Origin of the sequence: Streptomyces sp. AM 2-1-1 (assembly GCF_029167645.1) — a bacterium.
Classification (GTDB): Bacteria; Actinomycetota; Actinomycetes; order Streptomycetales; family Streptomycetaceae; genus Streptomyces.
The window spans coordinates 1,949,862-1,971,076 of sequence record NZ_CP119147.1; the positions used below are offsets into that span (position 1 = coordinate 1,949,862).

General features: G+C 72.2%; 16 protein-coding genes. 3 read left to right on the forward strand and 13 right to left on the reverse strand.

Translation table 11 applies throughout. The features are described 5' to 3' along the window. Positions 1–3: 3 nt before the first annotated feature. The 5 genes from PZB77_RS08195 to PZB77_RS08215 form a co-directional block, all read right to left on the reverse strand. Positions 4–660, reverse strand: coding sequence for a class I SAM-dependent methyltransferase (locus tag PZB77_RS08195; protein ID WP_275491900.1), 657 nt, complete (start codon positions 658–660; stop codon positions 4–6). Beyond that, positions 657–1,652 (reverse strand): NAD(P)/FAD-dependent oxidoreductase, encoded by a 996-nt coding sequence (locus PZB77_RS08200; protein WP_275491901.1) that lies wholly within the window; start codon positions 1,650–1,652, stop codon positions 657–659. Before PZB77_RS08200 ends, PZB77_RS08195 begins: the two co-directional genes overlap by 4 nt. Positions 1,653–1,758: 106 nt before the next feature. Further along, positions 1,759–3,162: a hypothetical protein gene (locus PZB77_RS08205; protein WP_275491902.1), complete on the reverse strand. Its 1,404-nt coding sequence runs from the start codon at positions 3,160–3,162 to the stop codon at positions 1,759–1,761. 166 nt (positions 3,163–3,328) lie between these two features. Continuing rightward, positions 3,329–6,391, reverse strand: coding sequence for a glycoside hydrolase family 3 N-terminal domain-containing protein (locus PZB77_RS08210; RefSeq protein WP_275491903.1), 3,063 nt, complete (start codon positions 6,389–6,391; stop codon positions 3,329–3,331). 148 nt (positions 6,392–6,539) lie between these two features. After that, positions 6,540–7,514 (reverse strand): LacI family DNA-binding transcriptional regulator, encoded by a 975-nt coding sequence (locus tag PZB77_RS08215; protein ID WP_275491904.1) that lies wholly within the window; start codon positions 7,512–7,514, stop codon positions 6,540–6,542. Positions 7,515–7,914: 400 nt separating this feature from the next. On the opposite strand from PZB77_RS08215, the gene PZB77_RS08220 reads away from it, so the two are divergent. Further along, positions 7,915–9,792 carry a lectin gene (locus PZB77_RS08220; RefSeq protein WP_275491905.1) on the forward strand — a complete coding sequence of 626 codons (1,878 nt, stop codon included), beginning with the start codon at positions 7,915–7,917 and terminating at the stop codon, positions 9,790–9,792. Positions 9,793–9,848: 56 nt separating this feature from the next. On the opposite strand, the gene cimA is transcribed toward PZB77_RS08220, so the two are convergent. Further along, a complete protein-coding gene (gene cimA / locus PZB77_RS08225) occupies positions 9,849–11,456 on the reverse strand; it encodes a citramalate synthase (protein ID WP_275491906.1) in 1,608 nt (535 codons plus the stop codon). Positions 11,457–11,946: 490 nt separating this feature from the next. Beyond that, positions 11,947–12,144 (reverse strand): CsbD family protein, encoded by a 198-nt coding sequence (locus tag PZB77_RS08230; protein ID WP_275491907.1) that lies wholly within the window; start codon positions 12,142–12,144, stop codon positions 11,947–11,949. Between the two features lie 157 nt (positions 12,145–12,301). Between PZB77_RS08230 and PZB77_RS08235 the strand changes: the two genes are divergently transcribed. Next, the gene (locus tag PZB77_RS08235) at positions 12,302–12,955 is read left to right on the forward strand and encodes an HAD family hydrolase (RefSeq protein ID WP_275491908.1); all 654 of its coding nucleotides are present in this window, start codon (positions 12,302–12,304) and stop codon (positions 12,953–12,955) included. Between the two features lie 218 nt (positions 12,956–13,173). Here the strand turns inward: PZB77_RS08235 and PZB77_RS08240 are convergent, their stop codons facing one another. Continuing rightward, on the reverse strand, positions 13,174–14,265 hold the full coding sequence (locus PZB77_RS08240; protein ID WP_275491909.1) for a branched-chain amino acid aminotransferase: 1,092 nt from the start codon (positions 14,263–14,265) through the stop codon (positions 13,174–13,176). Positions 14,266–14,519: 254 nt separating this feature from the next. Next, on the reverse strand, positions 14,520–15,560 hold the full coding sequence (locus tag PZB77_RS08245) for a 3-isopropylmalate dehydrogenase (RefSeq protein ID WP_275491910.1): 1,041 nt from the start codon (positions 15,558–15,560) through the stop codon (positions 14,520–14,522). A 129-nt stretch (positions 15,561–15,689) separates the two neighbouring features. Here PZB77_RS08245 and PZB77_RS08250 point away from each other — a divergent pair, with 129 nt between their 5' ends. Then, a complete protein-coding gene (locus PZB77_RS08250; RefSeq protein WP_275491911.1) occupies positions 15,690–17,282 on the forward strand; it encodes a metallophosphoesterase family protein in 1,593 nt (530 codons plus the stop codon). Positions 17,283–17,350: 68 nt separating this feature from the next. Here the strand turns inward: PZB77_RS08250 and PZB77_RS08255 are convergent, their stop codons facing one another. From PZB77_RS08255 to PZB77_RS08270, 4 genes are all read right to left on the reverse strand, one after another. Then, positions 17,351–17,482, reverse strand: coding sequence for a hypothetical protein (locus PZB77_RS08255; RefSeq protein ID WP_275491912.1), 132 nt, complete (start codon positions 17,480–17,482; stop codon positions 17,351–17,353). Positions 17,483–17,922: 440 nt separating this feature from the next. Further along, positions 17,923–18,987: an iron-siderophore ABC transporter substrate-binding protein gene (locus tag PZB77_RS08260; protein ID WP_275491913.1), complete on the reverse strand. Its 1,065-nt coding sequence runs from the start codon at positions 18,985–18,987 to the stop codon at positions 17,923–17,925. Between the two features lie 148 nt (positions 18,988–19,135). Continuing rightward, positions 19,136–19,963 (reverse strand): ABC transporter ATP-binding protein, encoded by an 828-nt coding sequence (locus PZB77_RS08265; protein WP_275491914.1) that lies wholly within the window; start codon positions 19,961–19,963, stop codon positions 19,136–19,138. Positions 19,964–20,097: 134 nt separating this feature from the next. Beyond that, on the reverse strand, positions 20,098–21,144 hold the full coding sequence (locus PZB77_RS08270; protein ID WP_275495961.1) for an iron chelate uptake ABC transporter family permease subunit: 1,047 nt from the start codon (positions 21,142–21,144) through the stop codon (positions 20,098–20,100). Positions 21,145–21,215: the final 71 nt, after the last annotated feature.

A 21,215-nucleotide genomic window follows, 5' to 3' on the forward strand; every position in this document is an offset into this window, starting at 1 on the left:
GGGTCACCCCCTGCGCCGGACCTTCAGCGCGTTGTCCGTACGGTTGGTGGGGTTGCCGTCGGGGTCGTTCTGCACCCGCTCGTGCTCACCGCTGAGGAGCACCTCCCACTCCCCCGGCGCCGGTTCCAGTGACGCCAGCACCTCCTCGGGCGTCGGGAAGGCCACCGTGGGGTCCGGGTTCTTCTCCCAGTGCGGGAAGCCCGCGTGGCCCACGACCAGCAGGATCCCACCGGGCGCGACGGCGACGGCCGCCCGCCGCAGGATGCGCTCCCTCGGCAGGTCCCCCATGGAGTGCAGGAACTGCGCCGACACCAGGTCGAACTCCCCCTCGGGGAAGGTCGCTCCCAGGTCGTGCCACTGCCAGTCGATCCGGTCGGCGACCCCGGCGTCTGCCGCGTGGCCGGCCGCCCGCTCCAGCGCCACCCGGGAGAGGTCGGTCGCGGTGACCCGCCAGCCCCGGCGGGCCAGCCAGACGGCGTCGGCGCCCTCCCCGCACCCCAGGTCCAGCGCGCGCCCCGGCTCCAGGTCCGCCACCTCGCGCACGAGCACGGTGTTGGGGTTCCCGCTCCAGATCCGGTCGCTCTCGCGGTAGCGGTCGTCCCACATCTGCGCGGCGGTACGCGTCCCGGCCGCGGTGGGCGCGGTGCTGTCGTCGGTCATACGGTCTCCTGGGCGTTCGTGGCCGAGCGGCGGTCTTCCACCGCGCGGCGGGTGTCTTCGACGACGAGATCCGCGTTGATCGCGGCGGCTGCCTTCAGCCCGGCCGCGGCGGAGCCGATCACCTGTTCCATCAGGTTGGCGACGTTGCCCGCCACCCACACCCCGGGCACCTCGGTGGCGCCCGTCGGGTCGGCGGCGATGTAGGTCCCCAGGACCTGTCCGGCCATCTCCATGGCGGTGGGCTCCAGCCCGAGGCTCTCCAGTACGCCGGAGCGTGCGGTGAAGCGGGTCTGGACGGCGAGGGCCTCGCGCGGCACCACCCTGCCGGAAGCCAGCCGGACCCCGGTGAGCCGGCCGTCCCGTGTCGCGATCCCCGCCACCTCGCCGTCCACCACGGCGATGCCCCGCGCCGCGAGCTGTTCGTACGCCTCGTCGCCGAACTCGTCCGCGAGGTGGCGGAAGAGCGTCACGTCGTCGGTCCACTGCCGCCACAGCAATGCCTGGTGCACGGCCGTCGGACCGGTGGCCAGGACGCCGACGGGCCGGTTCCGCACCTCCCAGCCGTGGCAGTACGGACAGTGCAGCACCCCGGTGCCCCACTGCTCGGCCAGGCCCGGGACGGTGGGGAGTTCGTCCACGAGGCCGGTGGTGACGAGGAGCCTGCGCGCCTCGACCGCCGTGCCGTCCGTGCGTTCCACCCGGAACCCCCCGTCCCGCAGGGGCCGGGCCGCCGCCACCTCGCCCGGGATGATCCGCGCGCCGTACGCGGCCGCCTCGGCCCGGCCGTCCGCCAGCAGCTCCAGCGGCGGAACGCCCTCCCGGCCCAGGTAGTTGTGGGCGTGCGCCGCGGGCGCGTTCCGCGGCCGGCCCGCGTCGATCACCAGCACCGACCGCCGTGCCCGGGACAACGTCAGAGCCCCGCTCAGTCCGGCTGCCCCGCCGCCGACCACCACCACGTCGTACCGGTCGTGCCCCTGTGTCGAGTCGTTCATGGTGCACCACCTCCTTCGACGGAGATGGTGCGCCCGCGCAGCCGGTGCGACAAGTTCGTTTGCCGGAACGGCAAAAGAGACGCGGGCGTGCGGCCGGGAGGGCCGGTCAGAACCCGCCGCCCCCGTCGAAACCACCGCCGCCGCCGAAGCCGCCCCCGTCGCCGAACCCGCCCCCGTCGCCGAACCCGCCGAAGCCGGAGGAGTCGAAGTCGGAGCCGGAGACGTCGCCGCCGGACCAGTCACCGCCCGAGCCGAAGTCACCGCCGCCGTACTCGGCCGCGTAGGCGGGCGTGGAGAGCATCGAGCCGAGCATCGTGCCGACCAGCAGGCCGGGGAGCAGCCCGCCGCCGAAGTAACCGCCGGCCCAGGGGCCGTAGGCCGGCCCGGCCTCCCAGTACGGGCGACGGCGGCCGGAGCCCACGTCCACGGTGCGGCCCTCGGGGTCCTCGCCGTCCGCCAGCCGCGTCCGGTCGGCGGCGCAGACCGGGACCTCGCGGGGCGAGCCGCCGGCCGGACGCCACCGCGCGTCGGCGACCGAGGGGCCGTGGCGCGGGTCGAAGAAGCAGGGGGGCCGCCGGTCGGGCAGGGGGGATCCGGTGCGGCGGGCCTCCAGCACGGCGAGGGAGTAGCGGCCGTCCTCCAGGGCCTGGGTGACGGGACGGACGTCGGCGGGACGTTCGGCCCTGCCCATGCGGGACTTGGCGCTCTCGTAGGAGTCGAGAGCGCGTTCGTAGTCGGCGCGCATGGCCTCGTCGGCGCCGGCCTCGGCGGGGTGGAAGTCGAGCCGCTCCAGGGTCTCGCCGTAGGCGGTGATGTCCTCGTCGACGACGACCCGGAGCTTGTCGAGCGCGGCGCGTTCCTCCGCGCGGGCCCGCCGTCGGTTGCGGCGCAGGACCGCGTACGCTCCGGCGCTCCCCGCGACGGCGACGCCGGCGAGGACGAGCAGTCCGGTACCGGCGGACCCGGGGGCCGCGGAGCCGTTCTCCTGGCCGGACCAGGAGGCGGGGGCGGTGCCCTTGGCCTGTTCGAGCGCGCTGTCGACGAAGGCGTCGAGCTGGGCGTCGGTGGAGGTGTCGGCGGCGGGGGCCTTCACCGAGGCGGTGAGGTTGTCGACCGCGCGGACCGGCATCACCCGCGGGTCCGCGCCGGCGTCGAATCCGTCACCGAGGCGGACGGCGTACACCCCGGTGATGCCGGTGTCGGCGCGCAGCGTGGCGAGGAGGCCCTCCTCGGGGAAGGCGGGGGTGTTCGGGAGGACGGCGACGAGGACCGGCTTGTCGGCATCGGTGATCCGGTCTTCGAGTGCCTTCTCCTGCCGGGTGGAGAGCTGGTCGCGGGCGCCCGGATCCACGTAGACCGGGTCCTCGCGCAGGGCCCGGGCCGCGTCCGCGACGGTGGCGTCCGGCGCGCGGGCGGGCGACGCCGTCGCGGCGGGGGCGAGGGCCGACAGCACGGTGGCGAGGGCCAGCAGCAGGCCGGCCAGAAATGCGAATACCTGACTTTTTCGCATACTTCACGCTACTCCGGAAGGCTCGTCCCGCGCGTCGCCACGGGCGGGAACGGGCGGGAACAGCCGGGACCGGGCGGGACCGGAACCGGGGCGGAACCCGCACAGGGGTGTGCCCGGGCGCTGAATCTCCGCCCGGGCACACCCCCGTACGCGTCCTACCGCGGGGTCAGGCGGCCCGGTAGGCCGCCCGCAGCTTGGCCACCGCGCCGGTGAGGTCACCGGTGAGCAGCAGGTGGTCGGCTTCGGCGAACGGCTTGGAGACCGCCGCCGTCGGCTTCCCACCGGTCTTCTGCTGGACCAGCAGACGGGCCTGATCCACGATCGCCTTGCCCGCCGGGGTGGTGCCGAGGTGGAGCTTCTCCGCGATCTGGGCGGCCACCGCGAGGGCGGTCAGCGTGGCTTCGCCGCCCGCGGGCGCCTTCTTGAGGGTGGTGAGGCCCCAGCCGAAGGGGAACTGCGGGTCGTAGGCCGCGTCGCCCACGTTGATGGGCAGCTGGCTCTCGGACTTCGGCCAGGTGACGGGCAGCTGTCCGGTGAAGGCGCGCTTGCCGTAGAGCACGTCGGCCACGCCGTCGCCCTCGGTGCCCGGCAGCCAGGAGGCGACCAGGGAGTCGATGGCGCCGAGGCGGTCACCGATGAGCTGAGGGCGGCCGGAGACGATCAGGACGGCGCACTTCATCGCGGCGCAGACCTTGTCGACGGCGGCCTTGTCGGCGGCCGTCAGCTCCAGGTCGTTGCCGTTGCCGACGTCCCCGATGCCCTCGGCGTAGGGGGTCTCGCCGACGACGACCACTCCCACGTCGTAGCCGTCGGTGGGGGCGGAGGCGTCCTGGGAGTAGGTGACCGAGGAGGAGTCCTTCCTCATCCCCTCCAGGATGGTGGTGCCCTCGGTGATGTCGCCGGAGGAGCCCTGCCAGCTGACGGTCCAGCCACCTGCCTGGTTGCCGATGTTGTCGGCGTTGGAGCCGGCGACGTAGACCTTCTGGTCCGCCTTCAGCGGGAGGACGGCGCCGTCGTTCTTGAGCAGCACCTGGGACTTGGCGGCCGCTTCGCGGGCCACCGCGCGGTGGCCGGCGGAGCCGATGTCGTCGATGTTCGAGGTGTCCGCGTACGGCTCCTCGAAGAGACCCAGCTTGAACTTCTGGGTCAGGATGCGGGACACCGCGTCGTCGATCCGGGCCTGGCTGATGCGGCCGGCGGTGACCTCGCCCTTGAGCGTCGTGGTGAAGTCCTGGTACGCGGTCGGCACCATGATCATGTCGAGACCGGCGTTGACCGAGGTGCGCACGTCGCTGGCGTAGTCACCGGGGATCTGGTCGATGGCCTGCCAGTCGCTGATGACGAAGCCGTCGAATCCCATCCGGTCCTTGAGGACGCCGTTGATCATCTCGGCGTTGGCGTGCATCTTCACCGGACCCTGGTCGTCGCCCAGGATGTCGAGGGAGGAGTACGACGGCATGACGGTACCGACACCGCGGTCCACCGCCTCCTGGAACGGCGCGAGGTGCACCGCCTCCAGCTCTTCGCGGGTGACCTTGGTGACGCCCTGGTCGATCGTGTACGCACCGGTGGTGGAGGAGCCGAACTCGGTGCCGCCGTCGCCGACGAAGTGCTTCGCGCTGGCGAGCACCTTGTCGTTGCGGTCCAGGTCGTTGCCGGAGGCGGCGCCCTGCATGCCCTGGATCACGGTCTCCATGGACTCGACGAGTGCCGGGTCCTCGCCGTACGCCTCGTAGGACCGGCCCCAGCGCTCGTCACGGGTGACGCAGAGGCAGGGGGCGAAGTCCCACGGGATGCCGGTGGCGCGGACCTCGTTCGCGGTGACCGCGCCGGTCTTCTGGGCGGTCACCGGGTCGCGGGTGGCGCCGATGCCGATGTTGTGCGGCATGATCGTCGACCCGATGACGTTGTTGTGGCCGTGCACCGCGTCCACGCCGTAGATCAGCGGGATCTGGAAGCGGGTCGCCTGGGCGCGCAGTTGGTACGAGTCGATCATCGACGCCCACGCCTCGGGGGTGTTGGGCGTGGGGACCGAACCGCCGCCGGAGAGCAGCGAGCCGAGGTCGTAGGAGGCGATGTCGCCGGGGGTGCGCAGCGCGTTGCGCTCGGCCTGCGTCATCTGGCCGGCCTTCTCGGCGGGCGAGAGCCGGGACAGCAGGTCGGCGACGCGCTGCTTCACCGGGAGCTTGGCGTTCTGGTACGGCAGCCCGTGGGCGTTGATGACGACCTGCGGGTTCTCCGCCGGGGTCTTCGCGCCGGTGACGGTGAGGGCGAGCGGCACCGTCCGGGCCTCGGCCGCCTTCCTCGCCTTCTTCGTGGTCACCACGACGTTGTGGGTGGCGCCGGAGGCGGTGCCCGCCGGGAAGGTGTAGGTGCCGGTGACCGGGGTGTAGTCGGTGCCGGCCACCGCGGTGCCGCCCTGCGTGGTGTAGGCGACGGTGACGGGCTCCTCGATCGGCAGGCCGCCGGTGGTGGAGAGGGTGAGGCGAAACGTCGCGGCGCCGCCGTTGTCCACCGGGTGCACGGCGGCGTCGGTCGAGACGCTCGCCTTCAGTGCCGGGTCGGCCTTGCCGTAGAGCTCCATGCCGTCGATGGCGAAGGAGCCGGGGGCGCCGGTCGGCAGGGTGAGGGCGTAGCCCCACATCCTGTCCAGGCCGAGGATGTGGTCGATGCCGCCGACGGGCTGGTAGTCGCCGCGGTAGACGAAGTCCGCGAACGGGACCTCGACCTGGTGCCACCCCTCCCAGTCGTCGGTGAAGGACATGGTCCACAGCTCGGACGCGCCGCCGTGGGCGCCGCCGTCCTTGATCTCGAAGTTGATCTTCTTGCCGGAGCCGGGGGGCAGCGGAGCCTTGTTCTGCCCGTACCACCAGAAGCGGATGCCCTTGTGGGCGCTCCAGTTCTGGGGGGCCTGGTCGACGGCGAACTCGTGGCTCAGGCCGCCCCAGCCGCTGATGTCGTAGGTGCCTTCGAGGACCTTGGAGCCCTCGGGGGCGTCGGCGCGTTCGGTGAGGGCGAGCTTCGGCTGGTCGTCGGCGTCCGAGCCCCAGGTGAAGATCGAGTCGGCGGGCGGGGCGCCGAGGGGGACCTCGCCCTCGAACCGGTCGACGAGCACCGGTGCGGGGTCGTCCGCGGCCGCGGGGACGGCTGCCGTGATCAGTCCGGCGAGAACCGTGACGGCGGCGAGGAGGGCCCGGGCCGATCCTCTTCGGTGTCGGGTAGCTGGCATGGTGGCTCTTCTCTCGTCTCGGCTGCGCGGGTCCGGCAGCGGTCCGGGCGGGGGGTGCGGGGTGGGGCGGCGGTGCGTGGGGGATCCCGCGGGGGTGGGTGGGTCCCGGTGCGGGCGGCTGTCCGAAGCCGCCGGCACCGGGACGGGGTCAGGGCGCCGAGCGGCGGACCACCAGTTCGGTGGGGAGCACGACGGGTTCGTCCGGGGCGGGGGTGCCGCCGAGGTGGGCGAGGAGCATCCGGGCCGCCGTCTCCCCCATCGCGCGGGTGGGCTGGCGGACGGTGGTCAGGGGGGGTGCGGTGTGCGCGGCCATCGGGATGTCGTCGAAGCCGATGACGGCGACGTCGTCCGGCACCCGCCGGCCGGCGGCGTGGAGCGCTCTCAGGGCGCCGGTGGCGGTGACGTCGTTGTGCGCGAAGACGGAGTCGAACGGGATCCCCGCGTCGAGGACTTCGGCCATGGCGCGTTCGCCGCCGCGTTCGGTGAAGTCGCCCCGGACGACGCGGGCGTCCGGCAGCACCGACCGGAACCCGTCGAGCCGTTCGCGTACGCAGCCGTAGTGCGCGGGCCCGGTGAGGACGAGCGGGCGGGTGCGCCCGTCGGCGTGCAGGTGCCGGGCCGCGCTCGCGGCGCCCTCGTGGTTGGTGGTCGCGACCGAGGGGAACTCGGGGTGGTGGCCCCGGTCGTCGATGAGCACGATCGGCAGGCCGCTGCGGTGGAACGCGGTGAGGTGGCCGAGGGTGTTCTCGGGTTCCACGACCACGAGTCCGTCGAAGGCGCGGGCCGACACCTGGGTGGTGAAACGGCGGACGGACTCGGCACCCCGGTTGCACGTGAAGAGCAGCAGGCCGTACTCGGCCGCCTCGACGGTGTCCACCACGCCCTGGAGGACCTCGCCCATCCAGGACCACGTCAACGAGGGCACCAGCATGCCCACCGTGCGGCTGCTGCCCCGGGCCAGGCCGACCGCGCCGGAGCTGGGCACGTAGCCGAGGTGCGCGATCACTTCACGAACGCGCGAGGCGGTGGAACGGTCCACGTCCGCCTTGGTGTTGAGCACCCGCGACACGGTGGTCTTACTGACTCCGGCGGCCCGGGCCACATCGGCGATGGTGACGCGCAACGGAACCTCCCTGACACGGCGGAACCTGGGTGGAACATGGCGTACGGGACGTTTCGCCACCGGCGTGGCGGTCGCCCTTCCGGTGGACACGACGAGGGCGCGGAGCGCCGGCCACCGGGGCGGCCGGTCGGCGGTACCGGTCCCGGAACCGGTACCGGCGTCGCGGCTGGAGTTAACTCCGCCGCAGCAGAGGCGTCAATACTTCACACCGACATTGATCCATGCCCATCTGCCAAGCAGGCGGCGGCACTTGTGACTTCACTTCTTGTACGCACGCTCCCTCTTGACGGGGCCCCGCGGGGGCAGTTCACTCACGCCTCGATCGACGGCAACGCCCCACTCCGTGCCGAAGAAGTCTCCGAGACGTTCCGAAGAAGTCCCGAAGAAGGGCAATTCCCCCATGATCCGATCGAGCAGAACCGCCGCGGCGGCCCTGGCGACCGCACTCGCCGCCGCCGGCCTCGCCGGCATCACCGCGCCCGCCGCGCAGGCGGCCGGCGAGAGTGTCTCCATCGTCCTGACCACCACCGACGACTCCGGCGGCCGCCATGTCACCCGCGGCCTCCAGGCCCAGACCCCGGTCGCCTTCACCGCCGGCAGCGGGAGCGCGGGCACCACGGTGACGGTCGACGAGAACACCCGGTACCAGACGTTCACCGGCGGCGGCGCGTCCTTCACGGACACCGCGGCCTGGCTGATGAAGAGCAGCGGGGCGCTGAGCGACGCGACCCGGGACGCCACGATGAAGAAGCTCTTCTCGCCGACCGAGGGCATCGGGCTCTCGTTCGTCCGCAACCCGATGGGCGGTTCGGACCTGGCGAGGACGGGGTACACCTACGACGACCTCCCCGCCGGGCAGACCGATCCCACGCTGGCGAAGTTCTCGGTGGCGCACGACCTCGCGGACGTCCTGCCGCTGACCAAGCAGGCGAAGCAGCTCAACCCGGCCCTCACCACGATGGCCTCGCCCTGGACCGCCCCGGCCTGGATGAAGGACAGCGGGCAGCTCAACGGCGGCTGGCTGAAGGCCGAGAACTACGGCACGTACGCCGACTACTTCGTGAAGTACCTCCAGGCGTACCAGGCCCAGGGCGTCCCGGTTCAGTACGTCACCGCGCAGAACGAGCCGACCTGCTGCTCGGGTTACCCCTCGATGAGCTGGAACGGATCGGGGCTCGCCTACTTCACCAAGAGCGAGCTGCTGCCGAAGCTCCAGGCGGCGGGGCTCTCCACCAAGGTGCTGGCGCACGACTGGAACTGGGACACCTACGACGCGTACGCCGCGCCGACCGTGGACGACGCCGCGGTGCGCAGCCACCCCAACTTCGGCGGGATCGCCTGGCACGGCTACGGCGGGGACATCGCCAAGCAGACCGCGGTGCACAACCAGTACCCCACGACGGACGCGTTCCAGACCGAGCACTCGGGCGGCACCTGGATCGCCGACCAGCAGCGCGAGGACATGCTCAACATCATCGACTACACCCGCAACTGGGCGAAGTCGGTCACCAAGTGGTCGCTCGCGGTGGACCAGAACCGGGGCCCGCACAACGGCGGTTGCGGCACCTGCGACGGTCTGATCACGGTCCACAACGGTGACAGCAGGAGCGGGCAGGTGGACTACACCGTCGAGTACTACACGATGGGCCACCTGACGAAGTTCGTACGCCCGGGTGCCTCCCGCATCGCGTCCACCGCCAGCTCCGCGATTCCCAACGTCGCCTGGCGCAACACCGACGGCTCCAAGGCGCTGATCGCCTACAACGGCGGCTCCTCGGCCCAGCAGCTCACCGTCAACTGGGGCGGCTCGACCTTCGGCTACTCGCTGCCCGCGCGTACCTCGGCCACCTTCACCTGGTCCGGCACCCAGTCCGGCACCGGCGGTACGCCCGGCACCTCCGGGGCGTTCACCGGCACCGGCGGCAAGTGCCTGGACGCGGCGAACGGCAGCGCGGCGGACGGCACGGCGGTCCAGCTCTACGACTGCAACGGCTCGGCGGCCCAGCGCTGGACGGTCCAGGCCGACGGCACGATCCGCGCCCTCGGCGCCTGCCTGGACGTGACCTCGGCATCGACCGCCGACGGCGCGAAGGTCCAGCTCTACACCTGCAACGGCACGGGCGCGCAGCGCTGGACGTACAACGCCACCACCGGGGACGTGGTGAACACGGCGGCGAACAAGTGCCTGGACGTCACGGACGCCTCGACCGCCAACGGGGCGCGCGCCCAGATCTGGAGCTGCACCGGGGCCGCCAACCAGAAGTGGCGGCTGCAGTAGTTCCGCGGTGACGGCGGCGGCCGTCCCGCGGTCCGCGGGACGGCCGCCGCCGGCTCCTACTCCGTCGGCTCGATCCCGGCGCGCAGCAGACCGTAGGCGTACGCGTCCTCCAGCGCCTGCCAGGACGCGGCGATCACGTTCTCCGCGACACCGACGGTCGACCACTCACCGGTTCCGTCGCCCGTGGTGATCAGTACGCGGGTGGTGGACTCGGTGCCGGTGCGCCCCTCCAGGATGCGGACCTTGTAGTCGACCAGCTCCAGCTTCGCGAGCTGCGGGTAGATCCTCTCCAGGGCCACCCGCAGCGCCCGGTCGAGGGCGTTGACGGGTCCGTTGCCCTCGGCGGTGGCGACGAGCCGCTCGCCCTTGGCCCAGAGCTTCACGGTCGCCTCGTTGGCGTGCACCCCGTCGGGGCGGTCCTCGACGATGGCCCGCCACGATTCGGTGCGGAAGTAGCGGGGCGGGCGGCCGTCGACCTCGCCGCGCAGCAGGAGTTCGAAGGAGGCGTCGGCCGCCTCGTAGGTGTAGCCCTTCAGCTCGCGCTCCTTGACCCGCTCGACGACGCGGCCGACCAGCTCGCGGTCGCCACCGAGGTCGATGCCGAGCTCCTTGCCCTTCAGCTCGATGGAGGCGCGCCCCGCCATGTCGGAGACGAGCATCCGCATGCTGTTGCCGACCAGGGCGGGGTCGATGTGCTGGTAGAGGTCGGGATCGACCTTGATCGCGGAGGCGTGCAGCCCGGCCTTGTGGGCGAAGGCGGAAACTCCCACGTACGGCTGATGCGTGGAGGGCGTCAGGTTGACCACCTCGGCGATGGCGTGGGAGATGCGGGTCATCTCGCCGAGCGCTCCCTCGGGCAGCACCGTCTTGCCGTACTTCAGTTCCAGGGCGGCGACGACCGGGAAGAGGTTGGCGTTGCCGACGCGTTCGCCGTAGCCGTTGGCGGTGCACTGGACGTGGGTCGCGCCCGCGTCGACGGCCGCCAGGGTGTTGGCGACGGCGCAGCCGGTGTCGTCCTGGGCGTGGATGCCGAGACGGGCGCCGGTGTCGGCGAGGACGGTGGCCACGACGGCCTGGACCTGGGCGGGGAGCATCCCGCCGTTGGTGTCGCAGAGGATGACGACGTCGGCGCCGGCCTCGGAGGCGGCGCGGACGACGGCCTTCGCGTACTCGGGGTTGGCGCGGTACCCGTCGAAGAAGTGCTCGCAGTCGACGAAGACCCGGCGGCCCTGCTCGCGCAGGTGGGAGACGGTGTCGCGGACCATCTCCAGGTTCTCGTCCAGGGTGGTGCGCAGGGCGAGTTCGACGTGCCGGTCGTGGGACTTGGCGACCAGCGTGATCACCGGAGCACCGGAGTCGAGCAGCGCCTTGACCTGCGGGTCCTGGGCGGCCTTGCCGCCGGCCCGGCGGGTCGCGCCGAACGCCACCAGTTGGGCGTGGGCGAAGGTGATCTCCTGCTGGGCGCGGGCGAAGAACTCGGTGTCCCGGGGGTTGGCGCCGGGCCAGCCGCCCTCGATGAAGCCGACGCCGAAGTCGTCCAGGTGCCGGGCGATGGTCAGCTTGTCGGCGACCGTCAGGTTGATGCCTTCACGCTGTGCACCGTCGCGCAGGGTGGTGTCGAAGACATGGAAACTGTCGTCGGTGGCGGTGGCCTTGGTGGTCATGCTGATGCGACTCCTGTCGGATGAGTGGATCCGGACGATCGGGCTCCACTTGCCCCCATGATCTCGCGCACCCCGCCCCGGCCTGGGTGGGGGCCGGAAAACGAAAAAACCCCTCGCGGGTGCGAGAGGTCTGCGCGCGGGTCTGAGGCACGGTGGCCGTGCCGTACGTGGTGGTACGGGACGGTCACTGCGGACCGGCGCGCCTGCTGCCAATAATCGTGGACAACGAGGACACGGCAGCAGTCTGGCACAGCACCGCCTCCGTGACGGGCCCGTCTCAGAATGCGGTCGTGACTCACGTCTCCTGGGGACCGTCCTTCGCGGGGCTCCCGCCGCCTCCCCGCGTCCGGTCCCGCGCGGGCGCGGGTCCGGCCCGCCCCGGGCTTGCCGCCCGCTCCGTCCACCCGGCCCGGTGCGCCGGCTCCGGGCCCTGGCCGACGACGGGCCCCCGCCCGGAAAAGGCGGGGGCCCTTCGTGGGGGGCTGGCACGTCACTCGTCGTCGGTGATCAGCGGGTCCTTCGGGCCGGAGGTGTCGCGGAGGTTCCTGCGGGCATCGCCCACGGCGTCCTTCGCCGCGCCCTTGGCCTGGTCCGCCTTGCCCTCGGCGACCTTGCCGCGGTTACCGGTCATCTTGCCCATGGCTTCCTTGGCCTTGCCCTTGACCTTGTCCTTGCTTCCGTCAGTCACGGGGCCTCCTCGGATGGACGAACCTTGCACTGCCAACGTAGGTCACCTCGGCAGTGCCTGCAGTCCGCGCCTGCCCGACGCGGCCCGGGTGAAACAGGAGGCGGGTGCGGCGGGGGGGCCGCTCCCGCCGCCGGGCCCGCCCAGTAGGGTCGGCCCGATGATCGAGACCATCGTCTTCGACGTCGGCGAGACGCTGACCAACGACAACCGCTACTGGGGCGCCTGGGCACGGTGGCTGGACATCCCGCGGCACACCCTGAGCGCCCTGGTGGGGGCGGTGGTGACCCAGGGCCGCGACAACTCCGACGCGCTGCGCCTCGCCCGCCCGGGCCTCGACGTCGATGCCGAGTGGCGGGCCCGGGAGGCGGCGGGACGGGGCGAGTACCTCGACGAGTCGGACCTCTATCCGGACGTCCGCCCGACCCTGGGCGGCCTCCGTGAACTCGGCGTCCGGGTCGTCGTCGCCGGCAACCAGACCGCCCGCGCCGGTGAGCTGCTGCGGGCGCTGGGGCTGCCCGCCGACCTCGTCGTGATGTCCGAGGAGTGGGGCGCGGCCAAACCGGACCCCGCCTTCTTCGCCCGTGTCCTCGGCGTGTCCGGTACCCGTGCCGAACACACCCTGTACGTCGGCGACCACCCGGCCAACGACGTCTTCCCCGCCCACGCCGCCGGCCTGCGCACCGCCCACCTGCGGCGCGGGCCCTGGGGCCACTGGTGGGCCGACGACCCGGCGGTCCGGGCGACCGCGGACTGGTCGGTCGGCTCGCTCGGCGAGTTGGCGGACCTGGTGCGGGGGGAGCGGGAGGCGTAGGGGATCCGTACGCGCTCCCCCCGTGGGCCACGTCGTCGCCCGCCGCGACCCGGGTGCCCCCGCCGCGCGTCCGCACGCACCACCACCCGCCTCCGAACGGCCCGAGCCGTCGCGACGAGCTTTTCGGACACAACCCGCGCACACGGAGGCCGCACCCGGCGAACTCCCGGGTGCGGCCTCGGTGCGCGGTGAGTCGTACGCAGCCCCGTCCTCGGGCGTCAGTCGCCCAGCGGGTGCATCCAGCCGTGGGTGTCCTCGGTGGTGCCGCGCTGGATGTCGAGGAGGCGCTCGCGGAGCCTCATGGTGACCTCGCCGGGGGTGCCGTCGCCCTGGACCCACTCGCCACCGGCCGACTTCACCGTGCCGACGGGGGTGATCACGGCAGCCGTGCCGCAGGCGAAGACCTCCTTGAGGGTGCCGTTCGCGCTGTCCTCGCGCCACTGGTCGATGGAGACGCGGCCTTCCTCGGAGCCGTAACCGAGGTCGCGGGCGACGGTGAGGAGGGAGTCACGGGTGACGCCGGCGAGGAGGGAGCCGGTGAGGGCGGGGGTGACGATGCGGTCCTCGTACACGAAGTAGAGGTTCATCCCGCCGAGTTCCTCCACCCACTTGTGCTCCACGGCGTCGAGGTAGGCGACCTGGTCGCAGCCCCTGGCGGTGGCCTCGGCCTGGGCGAGCAGGGACGCGGCGTAGTTGCCGCCGGTCTTGGCGTCGCCCATGCCACCGGGGACGGCGCGGACGCGGTCCTCGGAGAGCCAGATGGAGACCGGCTTCACCCCGCCGGGGAAGTAGGCGCCGGCCGGGGAGCCGATGACGAGGAAGAGGTACTCGTTGGCCGGCTTCACGCCCAGGCCGACCTCGGTGGCGATCATGAACGGGCGGAGGTAGAAGGACTCCTCGCCGCCGTGTGCCGGGACCCATGCCTTGTCCGTCTGGACCAGCACGTCACAGGCTTCGATGAAGGTCTCCACCGGGAGCTCGGGCATGCCGAGGCGGTGGGCGGAGCGCTGGAAGCGCTTGGCGTTGGCCTCGGGGCGGAAGGTGGCGACGGTGCCGTCGGGCTGCCGGTACGCCTTCAGTCCCTCGAAGATCTCCTGGGCGTAGTGCAGCACCATGGTCGCCGGATCGAGGGAGAGGGGGGCGTACGGGACGAGCTGAGCGTCGTGCCAGCCGCGGCCCTCGGTCCACCGGATGGTGACCATGTGGTCGGAGAAGTGGCGGCCGAATCCGGGGGCGGCGAGGATCGCCTCGCGCTCCGCGTCGGACAGCGGGGACGAGGTGGGCTTGAGCTCGATCGTGGGCGTCGTCATGAGTGCGTGTCCTTCACCGTATCTGTGTGTGAGGGACCGTGCTCCCGCCCATCCCCGCCCGCAGGTGCGAGCAGACGCGAGGACGTCCGAGCAGTGCCATGAGCCGCGGCCCCACGTTCGATTATCACGCGGGGAGGGCCGGGCACGAAACGCGGCGGGAGTGCGGTCCCGGATCGAGGGTGGCACCCGGGGCCGCACGTGAAGAAGCCGCCGGGCGCTTTCGCGACCCGGCGGCTTCCTGGAGAGTCGTCGGGTCAGCCTGCTACGCGTACCGCGAGCGCGTCGCCGATCTCGTCGGTGGTGCGGGTCTTCCCGTCGCGCTCCGCCAGGTCGGCGGAGACAGCGTCCTCGATGCGCGCGGCCTCGGTCTCGTGGCCGAGGTGACGCAGCAGAAGGGCGACGGAGAGGATCGTGGCCGTGGGGTCGGCCTTGCCCTGGCCGGCGATGTCGGGGGCCGAGCCGTGGACCGGCTCGAACATCGACGGGAAGGCGCCGGTCGGGTTGATGTTGCCGGAGGCGGCCAGGCCGATGCCACCGGTGACGGCGGCGGCGAGGTCGGTGAGGATGTCGCCGAAGAGGTTGTCGGTGACGATGACGTCGAAGCGCTCCGGCTGCGTGACGAAGAAGATCGTCGCCGCGTCGACGTGCAGGTAGTCGGTGGTGACCTGGGGGTACTCGGCCGCGACCTTGTCGAAGGTGTTCTTCCACAGGTGCCCGGCGTAGACGAGGACGTTGTTCTTGTGGACCAGCGTCAGCTTCTTGCGGGGGCGGGCGGCGGCGCGGTCGAAGGCGTCGCGGACGACGCGCTCGACACCGTACGCGGTGTTGACGCTGACCTCGGTGGCGACCTCGGCGGGCGTACCGGTGCGCAGCGAGCCGCCGTTGCCGGTGTACGGGCCCTCGGTGCCCTCCCGCACGACGACGAAGTCGATGTCGGGGCGGCCGGCCAGCGGGGTGGCGGTGTTCGGGAAGAGCTTCGACGGCCTCAGGTTGATGAAGTGGTCGAAGGCGAAGCGCAGCTTCAGCAGGAGCCCGCGCTCCAGCACGCCGGACGGGACCGAGGGGTCGCCGATCGCGCCGAGCAGGATGGCGTCGTGGTCCTTGAGGGAGGCGAGCTCCGCGTCGGGGAGGGTTTCACCCGTGCGGTGCCAGCGCTGGGCGCCGAGGTCGTACTCCTTGGTCTCCAGCTTCACGTCCTGCGGGAGGACGGCGTTGAGGACCTTGAGGCCCTGGGCAACGACTTCCTGGCCGATTCCGTCACCGGGGATCACTGCGAGATTGATGCTGCGAGACATGACGGCAGCTTATCCACGCGTCCCATCTCATGACACACACCGTCCACTATACGGACAGATGGTGAGCTGTACGCGTGGCGTTCACCTGTCGATGGGGATCGGGACACCCGGAAAGTAGATGTTCTGGCCATGGACATCCCCCGCTTCGGCATCCCCGAGAAGCTCGCCGCCCGCATGAGCATGGCGGAGCAACACGAGTATCTCCGCACCAGGCTGACGCGCCGCGGCGTGCTGCGTACCAGCGTGGCGACCGCCGCCGTCACCGGCGCGGGTCTGGGCACCGGCCTCCTCACCGCCTCGCCGGCCGCCGCCCACCCTGCCGCGCCGGGCTCCCCGACCGTGCTCACCTCGCGCTCCACCACGCGGGTGGACGGGTCGCTGGTGGCCCCGTTCGGCCGCCACCTCGCCTACGGCGCCGACCCGAAGACGCAGATGAGCGTCTCGTGGCAGGTCCCCTTCGCCGTCAAGCGCCCCTACGTCCGCATCGGTCTCAAGCCGTGGTCGCTGAGCCGCCGCATCGACGCCGAGGTGCGCCGGCTCTCCACGCCGTCGCTGAACAACGGCGCGATCTCCGCCGCCGAGCAGTTCTACGTGCACGCGGGTCTGGAGCGGCTGCGGCCGGGCACGACGTACTACTACGGCGTCGGGCACGACGGCTTCGACCCGGCGGACACCCGCAACCTGGGCACGCTCGGCACATTCACCACCGCGCCCTCGCGCGCCGAGAACTTCACCTTCACGGCCTTCGGCGACCAGGGCGTCAGCTACCACGCCCTCGGCAACGACCAGTTGCTGCTCGGTCAGAACCCGGCCTTCCACCTGCACGCCGGCGACATCTGCTACGCCGACCCCTCGGGCCAGGGCCGGGAGACCGACGTCTACGACGCGCGCACCTGGGACCAGTTCCTCGCCCAGACGGAGACCGTCGCGAAGACGGTGCCGTGGATGGTGACCACCGGCAACCACGACATGGAGGCCTGGTACTCCCCCGACGGCTACGGCGGCCAGAACGCCCGCTGGTCGCTGCCGGACAACGGCCCGGATCCGGTCGGCCTGCCGGGCGCGTACTCGTTCGTCCACGGCAACGTCGGTGTCGTCGCCCTGGACGCCAACGACGTCTCGAACGAGATCCCGGCCAACCTCGGCATCAGCGCGGGCCGGCAGACCAAGTGGCTGGACCGCCGTCTCGGCGAGCTGCGCGCCCGCGAGGACGTCGACTTCGTCGTGGTCTTCTTCCACCACTGCGCCTTCTCGACCACCAACGCGCACGCCTCCGAGGGCGGGGTCCGCGAGGCATGGGTGCCGCTCTTCGAGAAGCACCAGGTGGACCTGGTGATCAACGGCCACAACCACGTCTACGAGCGCACGGACGCGATCCTGAGGAACACGGTCGCCCGCACGGTGCCGATCGGCGAGCGCACGGACCCGACCCGTGACGGCATCGTCTACGTCACGGCGGGCGGCGCGGGCAAGTCGCTCTACGACTTCCCGGCCCCCGACACCTACGAGGGTCACGTCAGGGACCAGGAGAGCGTGGACACGTACTACGTGGCCAGGGGCGGGGTGCACGCGGCGGAGACCGTGGAGTGGTCCCGGGTGCGCTACACCGGCTACTCGTTCCTCGCGGTGGAGGTCACGGTGGGCCCGCACCCGAGGATGAAGGTCACCGCGCTCGCCGAGTCGGGTGCCCGCATCGACCACTTCGAGGTCGCGCGCGGCTGACCGGCACGGCTCGCCGCGGTCAGGAGGCATCCGCCGCCACGGGCGGAGGCCTCCGGGCCCCGGTGGGTTCAGTGGCCGGTGGCTCCGCCGTTGTCGCGGCGGTCCAGGGCGCGCTGGAGGGCCGCGGCGGCGTTCTCGCGCTCGGTTTCCGTGGGGCGGGGGGTGTGACGGACGCGGCGGCGGACGGTTGCTTCTGCCATGGGGAACGCCTCCTGGAGATCACGGGTGTCACGGGAATCAGGGGTATCGGGTACGGCCGGCGGCGCGCGCGGACCGGGGCCCGGCCGCGGACGAAGTACGGCGGCGGGTGACGCGCTGCCGTCGGCCTGGCCGGAACCGGGGGGTGACGCCGGAAGGTGCGGGAGCGGACGCCGCAGGGGTGGCCTGCATCGGGCGTGTCCGTTCACCGCCACCAGTCGCTGGTGGAAGCGAATCGTTCGGCTCCTACAAAAGTAGGACACCCGGGCCGCCCTGTCTCCACAGTTACTCGGACTTCCTACTATCTGAGACGGCCGCTCCACCGCGGCGCGAGGTCCGGGGGACGGAAACGGGCCGGCGGGACGGGCGCGACCGTGCGCCCGTCCCGCCGGCCCGTCGGCCCGCGTGAGGTGGTGCCCGCACACCGCGGGCCCCTTCGTGCCTACTTCTCGACGTACTTCGCGAACTCCGGCACGACGTGGTCGATCGCGTAGGAGGTCGAGAGGACCGAGTCGGTGGCGAACGCCTGGCTCAGACCGTCCTGGTCGAAGACGATCGCGTGGCCGCCGGCGACCGCGGGGATCTTCTTGTACAGGGCGTCGGAGGTGACCTGGGCGGGCGCGACGCCGATGGGCGCCATCACGAGCAGGTCCGCGTCGAACTGGTCGAGGTTCTCCTCGGAGACGCTGACCGAGAACGCGTCACCGGCCTGCTTCTCGATGACCGGGTTGTTCTTGAAGCCGAGCCGCTCGACGAAGTCGACGCGGCCGGTGCCCGAGACGTACGCGCCCCAGCCGACCGAGGTCTTCGAGGCGAGGGTGACCGTCTTGTCCTTGAACTCGGGGTGCGCCTTCGCCGCGGCGGCGAACTTGTCCTCGATGCCCTTGATCAGCTTGTCGCCCTCGGCCTTCCTGCCCAGGGCGGTGGAGACCATCCGGGTCTGCTGCTCCCAGGACAGCTTGTACTGGTCGCCGCCCTCGGGGACGCCGATGACCGGCGCGATCTTGCTGAGGGTGTCGTAACGGGCCTGGTCACCGCTGGACTTGGTGTCGAGGATCAGGTCGGGCTTGAGGGCCGCGATCTTCTCGTACTCCGGCTCCATGGTGCCGATCTTCTCCGGGCTCTTGGTGTAGAGACCCTTGGCCCACGGGCCGACGCCGTCGCCGCCGAAGGCGAGCCAGTCGCTCGCGCCGACGGGCTGCACGCCGAGGGCGAGCGCGGTCTCCGCGTCGCCCCAGCCGAGTGCGACGACCCGCTCGGGCTGCTCCTTCACCGTGACGGAGCCGAACTTGGTGTCGACGGACACCGGGAAGGCGCCGGTGGAGGCGGAGGAGGCGGACGCGTCCTTGGCCGAGTCGCCCGACGTGTCGGAGTCGTCGGAGGAGCAGCCGGTCGCACCGATCAGCACGGCGGCGAGCGGAAGCGCCAGCAGGCCGAGGGAGGCGCGGGAGCGGGTGGGGGTGCCGGAACGACGGGCAAGAGGGTTCCGGAGACGCACGTTCTTCATGCCCTTGAGGTTAGCCTAACCTTATTTCGCACCCGCCGCGGGGCCTGCGAAAAGCGCGGTACAGGCCGCTTCAGGGGGAGTTGAGCCGCCTCACGAGAGGTTTCGGCGGACGCTCGGAGGCGGCCCGGCGAAGCAGCGGACACGCCGCTCAGGCGGAGGAGGCGGCCGGCCGTGCGTCCGGCACGTGGTGACGGCCGATCGGCACGATCATCGGGGTGCCGGAGGCCGGGTCGGGGACGACGGAGCAGCGCATGCCGAACACCTCGGTGACGAGCTCCGCCGTCACGATCCCGGCCGGGCGGCCCTCCGCCACGATCCGGCCGTCCTTCATCGCGACCAGGTGGTCGGCGTACCGGCAGGCCAGGTTCAGGTCGTGCAGGACGGCGACGAGCGTCACCCCGCGCTCCCGGTTGAGATCGGTGAGCAGATCGAGGACGTCCAGCTGGTGGCTGATGTCGAGGTAGGTCGTCGGCTCGTCGAGCAGCAGCACGTCGGTGTGCTGGGCGAGCGCCATGGCGATCCAGACGCGCTGGCGCTGCCCTCCGGAGAGCTCGTCGACCGGCCGCTCGGCGAGCTCCAGCACGTCGGTGGCGACGAGCGCCTCGGCCACCGCCGCGTCGTCCTCGGCGGTCCAGGAGCGCAGCCAGCCCTGGCGCGGGTACCGGCCCCGGCCGACCAGGTCGGCGACGGTGATGCCTTCGGGGGCGACGGGGGTCTGCGGGAGGATGCCGAGGATCCGGGCGACCGCCTTGGTGGGCAGCGACCGGATGTCCTCGCCGTCGAGCAGTACCGACCCCGCCGAGGGGGTGAGCAGCCGGGCGAGGGACCGCAGGAGCGTGGACTTCCCGCAGGCGTTGGGGCCCACGATCATCGTCACCCCGCCCGCCGGGATGTCGATGTCGAGGTCCTTGACGATGTCCCGGCTGCCGTATCCGAGGCGCAGTCCGCGCGCTCCCAGGCTGTGTTCCACGCTCACGCGGTGTTCCTTTCCCGATGCTCCCGGCAGTCCTGATGGTCCCGACGGGTCCGACGGGCCGGCCGGACCCGATGGCTCCGCCGGTCGTGCGCGCACGGACGGCGGGGGTGGCGTCCGGCCGGCGGGCGGGCGGGTCATCCGCCCCGGCCCGCGCGGTTGGTGCGGATCAGCAGCCACATCAGGTACGGGGCACCGATCACGCTGGTGACGATCCCCACGGGCAGTTGCCCCGCCGATCCGGCGGGCAGGTCCACCAGGTCCAGCACGTGCTGCGCGGCGAAGTCGGCGACCAGTACCAGCAGCGCTCCGGTCAGACCGGAGGCGACGAGTGAGGCGCCCCGCCCGGGAGCCAGCCGGCGGGCGACCGGCGCGGAGACGAACGCGACGAAGCCGACCGGCCCGGCGGCGGCGGTGGCCACTCCGGCGAGGGCGACGGCGCAGGCGAGCAGCGCCGGCCGGCCCCGTTGGGTGCGCCCGCCCAGCCCCGCGGCGGTGTCGTCGCCGAGCTGGAGCACGGGCATCTGCCGGGCCGCCAGGAAGAGCAGCGGCAGCACCACCACGAGCGACCAGGCCAGCGGCCGCAGCAGGTCCCAGGACCGGCCGTTGAGACTGCCGGTGAGCCAGAGCAGCGCCGACTGCGCCTCGGTGACCTCGGAACGGGTCATCAGGTAGGAGACCACGCTGGAGAGTCCGGCGCCGATCCCGATGCCGACGAGGACGAGCCGTGCACCGGTGACCCCGCGCCGCCAGGCGAGCGCGTAGATCAGCAGGCCGGTGAGCACCGCTCCGGCCAGCGCGAACGCGGAGAGGAGCACCCCGCTCACGGCGAACAGCGAGGAGGCGAGCACCGCGGCGACCGAGGCTCCCGAGCTGATGCCGATCACGTCCGGGCTGGCGAGCGGGTTGCGCAGCACGCTCTGGAAAACCGCGCCGGAGAGCCCGAAGGCGACGCCGACCAGGATGGCCATCAGGGCGCGGGGCATCCGCAGTTCCCCGACGATGAACCAGGTGGCGGGGTCGGCGCGCCCGGTGAGGGCGGCGACGACGTCGGAGAGCGGGACCGCCATGTCCCCGTACGCCAGCGAGGCGCAGAGGACGGCGACGGCGGCGACGGCGAGGACCACGCAGACGAGCAGGTAGCGGGCGCGGCCGGCGCGGCGCACCCGGGCCACCTCGTGCACGGCCGCGCGGGCCTCGTCGGTGGCGCCGGCCCTCCCGGCCCCGTCGGTGCGGCCGCGCGCGGGCGGGGCGG